This window comes from Algoriphagus marincola DSM 16067 (assembly GCF_000429405.1).
GTDB classification, from domain to species: domain Bacteria; phylum Bacteroidota; class Bacteroidia; order Cytophagales; family Cyclobacteriaceae; genus Algoriphagus; species Algoriphagus marincola.
The window spans coordinates 70,624-82,835 of the sequence record NZ_AUBU01000002.1; the positions used below are offsets into that span (position 1 = coordinate 70,624).

Here is a 12,212-nt window from a genome sequence, read left to right on the forward strand (position 1 = left end):
CCTGCGTCGAGCAGGCCTTTTTTAATCCTAAGAAAATGAGCGAGCAAAAGAAACCAGATCAACAGATCAATGTCGAATTGAGCGAAGAAGTGGCAGAAGGCGTTTATTGTAATTTGGCCATGATCGCCCACTCCAATTCAGAGTTTGTGATAGATTTCATCCGGATGATGCCTGGTGTTCCAAAGGCAAAAGTGAAATCCAGAGTGATAATTACTCCGGAACATGCCCAGCGATTGCTGGCTGCATTAAAAGACAACATTGATAAGTATGAGGCCGCTTTTGGAAAAATCAATCCGAATGATGAGCAGCCGAAGTTCCCGATTAGCTTTGGAACGCCCGGAGAAGCCTAACAAAAATATAACTGCTTAATTTTGTTAGTCTTATTACTTTATTTACCTTTGCAGTCCAAAATTCAACAGTTTACAAGACAACTAAATAATTTCAGTTAATGCCTACTATTCAACAGTTAGTAAGAAAAGGTAGAACTACACTGGAAACCAAATCAAAATCAAGAGCTTTGGATGCATGTCCACAGCGAAGAGGGGTTTGTACCAGAGTATACACTACCACGCCTAAGAAGCCTAACTCAGCGATGAGAAAGGTGGCAAGGGTTAGATTGACAAATGGAAAAGAAGTGAACGCTTACATTCCAGGTGAAGGTCACAATCTACAAGAGCACTCTATCGTATTGATCAGAGGTGGTCGTGTGAAAGATCTACCAGGTGTGAGATATCACATCATCCGAGGTGCACTAGATACCGCTGGTGTGAAGGACCGAAAGCAGGGCCGATCCAAGTACGGTGCGAAACGACCAAAGGCTGCAGCAGCCAAAAAATAATCAGTAATCAGAGAAAGAAATGAGAAAAGCGAAACCAAAGAAGAGATATATTCTTCCCGATCCAAAGTTCAATGACACTTTGGTGACCAAGTTTGTAAACTGTCTAATGATCGACGGGAAGAAGAGTATTGCTTACAACATTTTCTACGACGCAGTCGAGAAAGTGGAGGCAAAAGTAGGTGAGAATGGTCTTGAAGTTTGGAAAAAAGCGCTTAACAATATTGCTCCATCCGTAGAGGTGAAGAGTCGTAGAGTTGGTGGTGCTACATTCCAAGTTCCAATGGAAGTCAGACCAGAGCGGAAGATGTCCCTTGGAATTAAGTGGATGATCAACTATGCAAGAAAAAGAGGTGAAAAGACCATGATGGATAGACTAGCAGGCGAAATTATGGCTGCTGCTAAAGGTGAAGGTGCCGCCGTCAAGAAGAAAGATGATACGCATAGAATGGCAGAAGCCAACAAAGCATTCTCACATTTTAGATTTTAATTAAGGATGGCTAAAAGAGACTTAAAGTACACCAGAAATATCGGTATCGCCGCTCACATTGATGCCGGTAAAACTACCACCACTGAGCGGATTCTTTTTTACTCAGGTGTATCTCACAAAATCGGTGAGGTTCACGACGGCGCAGCTACCATGGACTGGATGGCTCAAGAGCAGGAAAGAGGTATTACTATTACTTCAGCTGCGACTACCGTATTCTGGAACTACAGAGATCAAAAATACCAAATCAACATCATCGATACTCCGGGACACGTGGACTTTACCGTAGAGGTAAACCGTTCCTTGCGTGTATTGGATGGATTGGTATTCCTTTTCAGTGCCGTTGACGGTGTAGAACCTCAGTCGGAGACTAACTGGAGACTAGCAGATAACTACAAAGTAGCTCGTATCGGATTTGTCAACAAAATGGACCGTGCTGGTGCCAACTTCCTTGACGTGTGTAAGCAAGTGAAGGAGATGTTGGGTAGCTATGCAGTTCCTTTGCAGTTGCCTATCGGAGCAGAAGATAAGTTCAAAGGTGTTGTTGATTTGATCAATAACAGAGCTATTGTATGGAATGAAGAGGATATGGGAATGACTTTCGAAGAGGTTCCAATTCCTGAAGATATGCAAGAAGAGGTTGACCAGTGGAGAGAGCATTTGCTAGAAGCTGTTGCTGAGTATGACGAATCGTTGATGGAGAAATTCTTCGACGATCCTGATTCGATCTCCGAGCAAGAAATCCTTACAGCACTTCGTGCAGCAACCATTGACATGAAGATTGTTCCGATGGTTTGTGGATCTTCATTCAAAAACAAAGGAGTTCAGACCATGCTTGACTTGGTGATGGAATTACTTCCTTCTCCAATGGACAAAGACGATATCATCGCTCATGATCTGGACGACGAAGAGAAAGAGGTGAGAATCGCTCCAGATGAGGACGAGCCTTTCTCTGGTCTAGCATTCAAAATTGCTACTGACCCATTCGTAGGACGTCTATGCTTCGTAAGAGCTTATTCCGGTAGATTGGATTCTGGCTCTTATGTATTTAATAGCCGTTCTGGAAATAAAGAGCGTATCTCTCGTGTATTCCAAATGCACGCCAATAAGCAAAATCAAATCGATGCACTTCGTGCAGGTGATATTGGTGCGGTAGTAGGATTTAAGGACATCAAGACTGGTGATACCCTTTGCGACGAAAAGCGTAAAGTTGTATTGGAGTCTATGATCTTCCCTGAGCCTGTAATTGGATACGCAATCGAGCCAAAAACTCAGGCTGACGTAGATAAATTGGGTATGGCTATCGCCAAGCTAGTAGAAGAAGATCCAACACTTCAAGTAAATACTGATCACGAAACTGGTCAGACTATCTTGAGAGGTATGGGAGAACTTCACCTAGATATCATCATCGACCGTTTGAAGCGTGAGTTCAAGGTTGAGATCAACCAAGGTGCTCCTCAAGTTGCTTACAAAGAAGCTTTGTTTGGCTCTGTTGAGCATAAAGAAGTTTACAAGAAGCAGACTGGGGGTAAAGGTAAATTTGCCGATATCGTTTTTGAACTAGGTCCACGCGAAGCGGATGCTGAGACTGGAGAAATTAAGCCAGGTTTGGATTTCGTTAACGGTATCGTCGGTGGTGTAATTCCAAAAGAATTTATTCCATCTATCCAGAAAGGATTTGCTGAAGCGATGAAGAATGGTCCTTTGGCAGGATACCCAATCGAGGCGATGAAAGTGAGATTGTTCCACGGATCATTCCACGACGTCGATTCAGACGCCCTTTCTTTTGAATTGGCTGCAAGACTTGGATTCAAAGAAGCTGCTAAAAAGTGTAAGCCTCAATTGCTTGAGCCTATCATGTCAGTAGACGTGGTAACTCCAGATGAGTACACAGGTCCTATCACTGGTGACTTGAATAGAAGAAGAGGATTAATGAAAGGAATGGATACCAAAGGGACTTCTACAGTAGTGAAAGCTTCTGTTCCATTGTCTGAACTGTTTGGCTATATCACTGATTTGAGAACCATCTCTTCAGGTCGAGCTACAGCTTCATTGACATTCTCTCACTATGAGCCTGTTCCGAACAACATCGCGGAAACTGTAATAGCAAACGTAAAAGGTCAGAATGCCTAATCAATATTTGTGATGAATCAGAAAATCAGAATAAAACTAAAATCATACGATCACAGCCTGGTGGATAAGTCATCAGAGAAGATCGTGAAAGCCGTCAAAGCGACGGGTGCTGTGGTAGTCGGACCGATTCCTTTGCCTACCAAAAAGGAGAAATTCACCGTATTGAAGTCTCCACACGTAAATAAGAAAGCAAGAGATCAGTATCAGCTTTGTACTTACAAGAGATTGGTAGATATCTACTCAAACTCATCTAAGACTGTTGACGCCTTGATGAAAATCGAACTTCCAAGTGGAGTAGACGTCGAAATCAAAGTCTGACAGAATCTGAAATTTCAGGGAAAATAAGACCCACCAATAGGTGGGTCTTTTCTTTGTCTAAAGATTTCCAGAAGAAATCCGGCTGCAAACCAAATGAAATTAGTCTCTGCTACGGAAAATTCTAGCTAATTGTTTGAAAATATAGGAGTTGGGGTTTGCTACAGAATTTTATTTCAGTAACTTTGCAGTCCTTAAAAAGGGCCCAAGCGCATAAATGCTTGTGGATTATCAAATTATCTCCAAAAGATGTCTGGTATAATAGGAAAAAAAGTAGGAATGACTAGCATTTTCAGTGCCGATGGACGTAACGTCGCATGCACGCTAATAGAGGCTGGTCCTTGCGTAGTGACGCAAGTAAAAAACGTTGAAACAGACGGGTACAACGCAGTGCAAATGGCGTATGGGGAGCGAAAGGAGAAGAATACTCCTAAGCCACTGATCGGTCACTTTAAAAAGGCCGGCACCACGCCAAAGCAGAAAGTTGTTGAGTTTCGGGATTTCCGGGTCGAGTTTGAAGGCCAGGTTGATCTTGGAGCTACGGTGAAGGCCGGAGAGGTGTTTATTGAAGGAGACTTCGTAGATGCTATCGGTACTTCTAAAGGTAAAGGCTTCCAGGGTGTAGTGAAGCGTCATGGTTTTGCCGGTGTGGGTGGTCAAACTCACGGTCAGCACAACAGACAGCGTCACCCAGGATCCATTGGTGCTTGTTCTTGGCCATCCCGAGTATTTAAGGGAATGCGAATGGCCGGTAGAACCGGTGGAAATCGTGTGAAAGTATTGAACCTCAGAGTATTGAAAATTTACCCTGAGCAAAACCTCCTGTTGGTTTCAGGTTCAATACCAGGTCACAAAAACTCTTTCGTAATTCTAGAGAAGTAAGCCATGGAATTAGCAGTATTAAATCAACAAGGCCAAGATACCGGTAGAAAGGTACAATTGTCAGACGAAATCTTCGGGATTGAGCCGAATGACAACGCCATCTATCTGGATGTGAAGCAGTACCTGGCTAATCAGAGACAGGGAACACATAAATCAAAAGAGCGAAACGAAATCGCAGGATCTACCAAGAAGATCAAGAAGCAAAAAGGTACCGGTACAGCTCGTGCGGGATCTTTGAAGTCTCCGATCTTCAGAGGTGGAGGTAGAGTTTTTGGTCCTAAGCCCAGAAACTACTCGTTCAAATTGAACAAAAAAGTAAAACAACTTGCCAGAAAGTCTGCCCTTGCATACAAGGTGAAAGAAAATAGTCTTTCTGTTTTGGAAAACTTCAGCTTTGAAGCACCCAAGACTAAATCCTACCTGGCATTGCTTAATGGATTGGCGCTATCCGATAAGAAGACGCTGTTGGTTCTCCCAGAAGACAACAAAAACGTTTACCTGTCCAGCCGTAATATCCCAAAGGCAAAAGTTGTCAATGTAAATGATGTAAATACTTACGCTGTCCTTAATGCAGACCACTTGGTGCTTTGCGAAGGTTCTGTAAGTAAGTTGGAAACCATTTTATCAAAATAAGACAATGGACATTCTAAAGCAGCCTTTGATCACAGAGAAAGTTTCCGCTATGAACGAGCGTGGTGTCTATGGATTCGTCGTAGACCGTTCCGCCAAAAAGCCGGAAATTAAAAACGCTATAGAAAAGACTTATGGTGTCAAAGTGGTATCAATTCGTACCATGCGTTACGCTGCGAAGCGTAAGAATCGCTACACCAAAGCAGGTATCGTTTCAGGATTTACCAATGCTTTCAAGAAAGCCTTCGTACAGGTAGCTGACGGAGAGGTAATCGACTTTTACGGAGAAATTTAATTGAATCAAGATCATGGCAATTAAAAAATTGAAGCCTGTAACAGCAGGAACGAGATTCAGGGTAGCTCCGGCATTTGACGAGATCACCAAGTCAACGCCAGAGAAATCCCTTCTTGCTCCACTGAAGAAATCAGGCGGTAGAAATAATCAAGGGAGAATGACTGCCCGCTATATCGGTGGTGGTCACAAGCGAAGACTGAGAATTGTAGACTTCAAGCGAAATAAGTTTGGAGTACCTGCTACAGTCAAAGCGATCGAATATGATCCAAATAGAACTGCCCGTTTGGCACTTCTTTACTATGCCGATGGTGCGAAAGCCTATATCATTGCTCCGGAAGGATTGCAAGTAGGACAGACTGTCATCGCTGGCGAAAGCGTAGCTCCTGAAGTGGGTAATGCTATGCCAATGGCTAATATCCCAATGGGTACAATTGTACACTGTGTGGAATTGAAGCCAGGTAAAGGTGCAGCAATGGTAAGAAGTGCTGGTGGATATGCTCAGATCGTTGCTCGTGAGGGCAAATATGTGACTTTGAAACTCCCTTCTGGTGAAATGAGAATGGTATTAGGTACTTGCATGGCCACTATTGGTACAGTATCTAATGGAGACCACATGAACGTGGTGCTTGGTAAGGCTGGTCGTAAGAGATGGCTCGGAAGAAGACCTCGAGTAAGAGGTGTAGCAATGAACCCTGTCGATCACCCAATGGGTGGTGGTGAAGGACGTTCATCCGGAGGTCACCCAAGATCACGTAACGGACTTCTTGCCAAGGGTAAGAAAACTCGTTCGCCTAAGAAGTATTCAAACAAGTTCATCATTAGTAAAAGATCTAAATAATCATGGCACGTTCATTAAAAAAAGGTCCTTATATCGAGCATCACCTTCTAAAGAAAGTGGACGCGATGAACGAGTCCGGCAAAAAATCTGTCATCAAGACTTGGTCTCGACGCTCCATGATTTCTCCGGATTTCGTAGGTCATACCTTCGCTGTGCATAATGGAAATAAATTCATTCCTGTATTTGTCACAGACAATATGGTAGGACACAAGCTGGGTGAATTTGCTCCGACGAGAAATTTCAGAGGCCACATTGCCAAAAAAGATAAAGGAAAGAGATAATCATGGAAGCAGTAGCAAGATTAAAAAACGTTCCTACCTCTCCGCGCAAAATGCGACTTGTCGCTGACTTGGTCAGAGGTAAAAGAGTAGGGTTGGCCCTCAGCATTTTGAAGTTCACTCCAAATCACGGGGCAATCCGTCTGGAGAAACTTCTTCTTTCCGCAGTGGCCAATTGGCAGGCTAAGAATCCTGATGCCAAATTGGAAGAAGCAGACCTATACATCAAAACCATCATGGTAGATGAAGGAAGAGCGCTCAAGAGATTGAGACCTGCTCCCCAAGGCCGTGGACATAGAATCCGCAAAAGATCAAATCATGTGACTCTTGTAGTTGATGCATTCAACGATATGGACGTTACCGCTGATATAGTTGAAACAAACGAACAGGCAAATTAAGAACAAACTATGGGACAAAAGATCAACCCAATAGGATTGCGACTTGGTATTGTCAAGGGCTGGGACTCCAACTGGTACGGAGGAAAGGACTTTGCTGACAAACTATACGAAGATCAAAAAATCCGAAAGTACGTCCTTGCCAGAATTCCTAAGGGTGGAATTTCAAAAGTGATCATTGAGCGTACGCTTAAGAGAATCACCTTGACAATTCACACAGCCCGTCCAGGAGTAGTGATTGGTAAAGGTGGTGCCGAAGTAGATAAGCTGAAAGAGGAATTGAAAAAGCTTACTAACAAGGACATTCAGATCAATATCTTTGAAATCAAAAGACCTGAACTGGATGCCAAACTAGTAGGTGAGTCTATCGCTCAGCAGCTACAGGCACGTATCTCTTTCCGTCGCGCTATGAAGCAAGCTATAGCTGCCTCTATGCGAGTAGGAGCCGAGGGGATCAAAGTGAAGCTTTCCGGTCGTCTAGGTGGAGCAGAAATGGCTCGATCTGAGATGTACAAAGAAGGAAGAATTCCACTTCATACTTTAAGAGCAGACATTGATTACGCGATCTCCGAAGCACAGACTGTGTATGGAATCATCGGTATCAAAGTTTGGATCTTCAAAGGGGAAGTTTATGGAAAGCGTGACCTTTCTCCAAACGTAGGTGCCGGTCAGGATCCTAAGGGCCGTGGACCAGGTAAAGGAGATAGAGCCCCAAGACGTAGAAAAAGAAATAGCTAATTTTCACCGATAAGTGAGAAATCATGTTACAGCCGAAAAGAACTAAATATAGAAAAATGCAAAAGGGCCGTGTCAAAGGCATTGCACAAAGAGGGCATACGCTCGCTTTTGGCAACTTTGGCATCAAGTCTCTAGAAGCAGGATGGATTACATCCCGTCAGATTGAGGCAGCCCGAATCGCAATGACCCGTGCTATGAAGCGTGAAGGTCAGGTATGGATCCGGATTTTCCCGGACAAGCCTGTGACCAAGAAACCTGCTGAAGTACGTATGGGTAAAGGTAAAGGTGCTCCTGAGTATTGGGTAGCCGTGATCAAGCCTGGAACTATTTTGTTTGAAGCTACCGGAGTCTCAATTGAGACTGCCAAAGAGGCACTCCGATTAGCTCAGCAGAAATTGCCAGTTAGCACAAAGTTTATTGTCCGTAGAGATTACGCAGAATAATCAGAACAATGAAATACGCAGAAATATCTTCACTTTCCGCAAGTGAAATTGCTGAGCGAATCAGCACTGAGAAAGCGAACCTGAGCAAGTTGAAATTTGCTCACTCAATTTCTCCAATTGAAAATCCTAACCGAATTGGTGAAACTAAGCGTCTTATCGCAAGATTGAAGACTGCATTAGCATCCAAATAATAGCTAACAGAAAAGAAAATGGCTACGATCGAAAGAAACCTTCGAAAAGAAAGAGTAGGTAAGGTCATCAGCAACAAAATGGATAAGTCCATTACTGTAGCAGTAGAGCGTCGTGTGAAGCACGGCATCTACGGCAAGTTCGTTGCAAAGACTACCAAATTCATGGCTCATGACGAGAAAAACGAGTGTAACACAGGTGACATCGTTAAGATCAGTGAAACTCGTCCGCTGAGTAAGAACAAGCGTTGGAGATTAGTTGAAATTATTGAAAGGGCTAAATAATCATGATACAGCAAGAATCAAGACTAAGCGTGGCGGATAATTCCGGTGCCAAAGAGGTATTGGTGATCCGTGTTTTGGGAGGTACGCGAAAGCGTTATGCTTCCATCGGCGACAAGGTGGTTGTGACTGTTAAATCAGCCCTATCTTCCAGCAATATGAAAAAAGGTACCGTTTCTAAAGCGGTTATCGTCCGTACTCGTAAAGAAATACGACGTAAAGATGGATCTTACATTCGTTTTGAAGACAATGCTGCGGTATTGTTGAACAACAACGATGAGCCAAGAGGTACCCGTATCTTTGGCCCAGTTGCTCGTGAGCTCCGTGAAAAGCAATATATGAAAATCGTTTCCTTGGCCCCTGAAGTACTATAATCATGGCAAGTAAAATCAACAAGCAGACAAAACTGCACGTGAAAACCGGAGACACCGTAAAAGTGATCGCTGGTGATGATAAAGGGAAAACAGGCAAAATCCTGGCTATTGATACCCAAAAGCAAAGAGCATTTGTAGAAGGAATCAATATGGTGACCAAGCATGTCAAGCCTACTGCCGCTAAACCACAGGGTGGAATCGAAAAGAAGGAAGCTTCTGTACACATCAGTAACTTGATGCTTGTAGACCCTAAAAGCGGTGAAGCTACCCGAATAGGTCGGAAAATGGGCGACAACGGTAAATTAGTAAGATACGCAAAGAAAACTGGGGAGGTGATCAATGGCTAATCCTAGAATGAAAGATAAGTACCTGAGCGAAATCGTTCCAGGTCTAAAAGAGAAGTTTCAGTACAAGTCTGTGATGCAAGTTCCTAAGCTGAGCAAAATTGTTATCAGTAAAGGTATCGGAGCTGCAGTAGCTGACAAGAAGTTGGTTGACCAGGGTGTAGAAGAGCTTTCATTGATCAGCGGTCAGCGTGCCGTTGCTACGATTGCTAAGAAATCCGTATCCAACTTTAAGCTTCGTGAAGGAATGCCTATCGGAGCGAAAGTGACTTTGCGTGGCGACAGAATGTATGAATTCCTTGATCGTTTGATGACAGTGGCTTTGCCACGTGTACGTGACTTCAAAGGAATTTCTGACAAAGGTTTCGATGGAAGAGGAAATTATACTTTGGGAGTAACTGAGCAAATCATTTTCCCTGAAATCTCTATCGAAAAAGTAAATCGAATCTCAGGCATGGACATCACATTCGTGACTTCTGCACCGTCAGATGAAGAGAGCTTTGCACTTTTGAAAGCTTTCGGGATGCCTTTCGTAAACAAAAATAATCCAGAATAATATGGCTAGAGAGTCCATCAAAGCTCGTGAGAGAAAAAGAGAGCGCTTGGTAGCCAAGTATGCCCAAAAAAGAGCTGAGCTGAAAGCAGCTGGTGATTATGAGGCGCTTGACAAGCTTCCGAAGAACGCTTCTCCGGTAAGACTTCACAACCGATGCAAACTTACCGGTCGTCCGAAAGGATACATGAGAAAGTTTGGTATCAACCGTGTGACATTTAGGGAAATGGCATCTGCCGGTAAGATCCCTGGTATCACGAAGTCCAGCTGGTAAAATCACGACAGTAGTTTTTATTTAAAAAATCAATTCGTAACTTTGCACGCCCAAAAATAGGGTGGAGCTAGACTAAAATACCATGACTGATCCAATAGCTGATTACTTGACTCGATTGAGAAATGCCATCAAGGCTTCTCATCGTATCGTGGAGATCCCTGCTTCTAACATTAAGAAGGAGATCACCAAAGTATTGCATGACAAAGGATATATCCAAAACTATAAGTTTGAAGATAACGGACCTCAAGGCACGATTAAGATCGCTTTGAAGTACAATCCTACTACTAAGCAAAATGCAATCGTAAACCTGACTCGCGTAAGTAAGCCAGGTCTTAGAAAATATGCAAAACACGATGAGCTACCCCGCGTGATCAACGGTTTGGGTGTGGCCATCATCTCTACCTCTAAAGGGGTAATGACTGATAAAGAAGCTCGCTCCGAAGGGATCGGAGGAGAAGTACTTGCCTACGTATATTAATTTACTATCATGTCACGAATAGGTAAAAAACCAATAAATCTACCCAGCGGTGTTACTGTAGACGTGTCTGCTCATGGAGTAGTCACTGTTAAAGGTCCAAAGGGTACACTAGTGCAGGAAGTCAATCCTGACATCAAAGTGACAGTAGAGGGAAATGATATTGTCGTTTCTCGTCCTACTGAATCCAAGAGACATAAGTCGCTTCACGGTCTTTACAGATCATTGATCAATAACATGGTCATCGGCGTGTCCGAAGGATATAAGAAAGAACTTGAGCTTGTGGGTGTAGGTTACAAAGCCACTAACCAAGGACAAGTTCTTGAGTTGAACTTAGGGTATTCACACAATATCTTTTTCGCTTTGCCGGAGACTATTAATGTGAAGACTGAGACTGCTAAAGGTAAAAATCCGATCATCACCCTCGAGGCAATCGATAAGGAATTGATCGGACAAGTAGCTGCTAAAATTAGGTCTCTTAGAAAAATCGAGCCTTACAAAGGTAAAGGTGTTCGATTTGTTGGTGAACAAATTAGACGTAAGGCTGGTAAAACTGCCGCTAAAAAATAATAGGTTATGGCATTTAATAAGAATTCCAGAAGACTTAGAATCAAGCAGGGTATCCGTAGAAAAATTTTCGGTACCGATTCCAGACCTCGTTTATCTGTGTTCAAAAGTAACACGGGTATCTATGCACAATTGGTCGATGACCTTAAAGGACATACGCTTGCGCATGCATCTTCCAAAGAATTGGGAGTTGAGCGTAATATCAATGTAGAGATTTCTAAGGAAGTAGGTAAGAAACTTGCTGAGAAAGCTACTGCAAACGGTGTAAGTTCTGTGGTTTTTGACAGAAACGGTTATTTGTTTCACGGTAATATCAAAGCCTTGGCCGATGGAGCCAGAGAAGGTGGCCTTAAATTTTAATCAGCGATGTCTCAACTAAGAAAAAAGCCTATCAGGGCTACAGATACAGAACTTAAGGAAAAAGTCGTTGCTATCAACCGAGTAGCGAAAGTAGTGAAAGGTGGACGCCGATTCTCTTTCTCTTCTATTGTGGTAGTAGGTGACGGTAACGGTGTAGTAGGTTACGGATTGGGTAAGGCCAATGAGGTAACTGATGCAATTACAAAAGGAATCGAAGATGCTAAAAAGAACCTCGTGAAAGTTCCAGTACTTAAGGGTACAATTCCTCACGAGCAAATTGGCAAATTCGGTGGTGGTTTGGTTCTTATCAAGCCAGCAGCAGCAGGTACAGGTGTAATTGCCGGTGGTGCGATGCGTGCAGTATTGGAATCAGCTGGCGTCACTGACGTTTTGGCTAAATCTAAAGGATCTTCCAATCCTCACAACGTAGTGAAGGCTACTATCGATGCTTTGATGAATTTGCGTGATGCTATTGCAGTATCTCAGCAGCGAGGAGTGAAAATGTCTAAAGTTTTTAACGGATAAT

23 protein-coding genes are annotated in these 12,212 nt (G+C 43.3%); all 23 read left to right on the forward strand.

What is annotated here, in order from left to right:
- Positions 1-35 precede the first annotated feature (35 nt).
- The 23 genes from G457_RS0103280 to rpsE all read left to right on the forward strand — a co-directional run bounded on the left by G457_RS0103280 (position 36) and on the right by rpsE (position 12,211).
- Positions 36-350 carry a DUF3467 domain-containing protein gene (locus G457_RS0103280; RefSeq protein WP_026945201.1) on the forward strand — a complete coding sequence of 105 codons (315 nt, stop codon included), beginning with the start codon at positions 36-38 and terminating at the stop codon, positions 348-350.
- Between the two features lie 98 nt (positions 351-448).
- Entirely contained in the window at positions 449-838 is a 390-nt protein-coding gene (rpsL, locus tag G457_RS0103285) for a 30S ribosomal protein S12 (protein WP_009034221.1), read from the forward strand.
- 19 nt (positions 839-857) lie between these two features.
- Positions 858-1,325, forward strand: a complete 468-nt coding sequence (rpsG, locus tag G457_RS0103290; RefSeq protein ID WP_024284764.1) for a 30S ribosomal protein S7 — start codon at positions 858-860, stop codon at positions 1,323-1,325.
- A 6-nt stretch (positions 1,326-1,331) separates the two neighbouring features.
- Positions 1,332-3,455, forward strand: a complete 2,124-nt coding sequence (fusA, locus tag G457_RS0103295; RefSeq protein WP_026945202.1) for an elongation factor G — start codon at positions 1,332-1,334, stop codon at positions 3,453-3,455.
- 12 nt (positions 3,456-3,467) lie between these two features.
- Positions 3,468-3,773 (forward strand): 30S ribosomal protein S10, encoded by a 306-nt coding sequence (rpsJ, locus tag G457_RS0103300; protein WP_024284766.1) that lies wholly within the window; start codon positions 3,468-3,470, stop codon positions 3,771-3,773.
- 246 nt (positions 3,774-4,019) lie between these two features.
- A complete protein-coding gene (gene rplC, locus G457_RS0103310; protein ID WP_026945203.1) occupies positions 4,020-4,652 on the forward strand; it encodes a 50S ribosomal protein L3 in 633 nt (210 codons plus the stop codon).
- Between the two features lie 3 nt (positions 4,653-4,655).
- Positions 4,656-5,285 carry a 50S ribosomal protein L4 gene (gene rplD / locus G457_RS0103315; RefSeq protein ID WP_026945204.1) on the forward strand — a complete coding sequence of 210 codons (630 nt, stop codon included), beginning with the start codon at positions 4,656-4,658 and terminating at the stop codon, positions 5,283-5,285.
- A gap of 4 nt (positions 5,286-5,289) precedes the next feature.
- The gene (rplW, locus tag G457_RS0103320; RefSeq protein WP_026945205.1) at positions 5,290-5,577 is read left to right on the forward strand and encodes a 50S ribosomal protein L23; all 288 of its coding nucleotides are present in this window, start codon (positions 5,290-5,292) and stop codon (positions 5,575-5,577) included.
- Positions 5,578-5,590: 13 nt separating this feature from the next.
- Entirely contained in the window at positions 5,591-6,415 is an 825-nt protein-coding gene (gene rplB / locus G457_RS0103325; protein WP_024284770.1) for a 50S ribosomal protein L2, read from the forward strand.
- 2 nt (positions 6,416-6,417) lie between these two features.
- On the forward strand, positions 6,418-6,696 hold the full coding sequence (gene rpsS / locus G457_RS0103330) for a 30S ribosomal protein S19 (protein ID WP_024284771.1): 279 nt from the start codon (positions 6,418-6,420) through the stop codon (positions 6,694-6,696).
- A gap of 2 nt (positions 6,697-6,698) precedes the next feature.
- Complete coding sequence (gene rplV / locus G457_RS0103335; RefSeq protein ID WP_024284772.1) at positions 6,699-7,091, forward strand: 50S ribosomal protein L22; 393 nt, start codon at positions 6,699-6,701, stop codon at positions 7,089-7,091.
- Positions 7,092-7,100: 9 nt separating this feature from the next.
- Positions 7,101-7,826 (forward strand): 30S ribosomal protein S3, encoded by a 726-nt coding sequence (gene rpsC / locus G457_RS0103340; RefSeq protein ID WP_024284773.1) that lies wholly within the window; start codon positions 7,101-7,103, stop codon positions 7,824-7,826.
- A 23-nt stretch (positions 7,827-7,849) separates the two neighbouring features.
- Positions 7,850-8,269 (forward strand): 50S ribosomal protein L16, encoded by a 420-nt coding sequence (gene rplP, locus G457_RS0103345; protein WP_026945207.1) that lies wholly within the window; start codon positions 7,850-7,852, stop codon positions 8,267-8,269.
- 8 nt (positions 8,270-8,277) lie between these two features.
- The gene (gene rpmC, locus G457_RS0103350; RefSeq protein ID WP_024284775.1) at positions 8,278-8,460 is read left to right on the forward strand and encodes a 50S ribosomal protein L29; all 183 of its coding nucleotides are present in this window, start codon (positions 8,278-8,280) and stop codon (positions 8,458-8,460) included.
- 18 nt (positions 8,461-8,478) lie between these two features.
- Entirely contained in the window at positions 8,479-8,742 is a 264-nt protein-coding gene (gene rpsQ / locus G457_RS0103355) for a 30S ribosomal protein S17 (protein WP_024284776.1), read from the forward strand.
- A gap of 2 nt (positions 8,743-8,744) precedes the next feature.
- Complete coding sequence (rplN, locus tag G457_RS0103360; RefSeq protein WP_024284777.1) at positions 8,745-9,113, forward strand: 50S ribosomal protein L14; 369 nt, start codon at positions 8,745-8,747, stop codon at positions 9,111-9,113.
- A 2-nt stretch (positions 9,114-9,115) separates the two neighbouring features.
- Positions 9,116-9,460, forward strand: coding sequence for a 50S ribosomal protein L24 (gene rplX / locus G457_RS0103365; RefSeq protein WP_024284778.1), 345 nt, complete (start codon positions 9,116-9,118; stop codon positions 9,458-9,460).
- Positions 9,453-10,013, forward strand: a complete 561-nt coding sequence (gene rplE, locus G457_RS0103370) for a 50S ribosomal protein L5 (protein ID WP_026945208.1) — start codon at positions 9,453-9,455, stop codon at positions 10,011-10,013. The genes rplX and rplE overlap by 8 nt, the downstream gene beginning before the upstream one ends.
- Position 10,014: 1 nt before the next feature.
- The gene (gene rpsN, locus G457_RS0103375; protein ID WP_024284780.1) at positions 10,015-10,284 is read left to right on the forward strand and encodes a 30S ribosomal protein S14; all 270 of its coding nucleotides are present in this window, start codon (positions 10,015-10,017) and stop codon (positions 10,282-10,284) included.
- Between the two features lie 82 nt (positions 10,285-10,366).
- A complete protein-coding gene (gene rpsH, locus G457_RS0103380; protein ID WP_026945209.1) occupies positions 10,367-10,762 on the forward strand; it encodes a 30S ribosomal protein S8 in 396 nt (131 codons plus the stop codon).
- Positions 10,763-10,771: 9 nt separating this feature from the next.
- Complete coding sequence (gene rplF, locus G457_RS0103385) at positions 10,772-11,329, forward strand: 50S ribosomal protein L6 (RefSeq protein WP_026945210.1); 558 nt, start codon at positions 10,772-10,774, stop codon at positions 11,327-11,329.
- A 6-nt stretch (positions 11,330-11,335) separates the two neighbouring features.
- The gene (gene rplR / locus G457_RS0103390) at positions 11,336-11,686 is read left to right on the forward strand and encodes a 50S ribosomal protein L18 (RefSeq protein WP_026945211.1); all 351 of its coding nucleotides are present in this window, start codon (positions 11,336-11,338) and stop codon (positions 11,684-11,686) included.
- 6 nt (positions 11,687-11,692) lie between these two features.
- On the forward strand, positions 11,693-12,211 hold the full coding sequence (gene rpsE, locus G457_RS0103395) for a 30S ribosomal protein S5 (RefSeq protein WP_024284784.1): 519 nt from the start codon (positions 11,693-11,695) through the stop codon (positions 12,209-12,211).
- Position 12,212 lies beyond the last annotated feature (1 nt).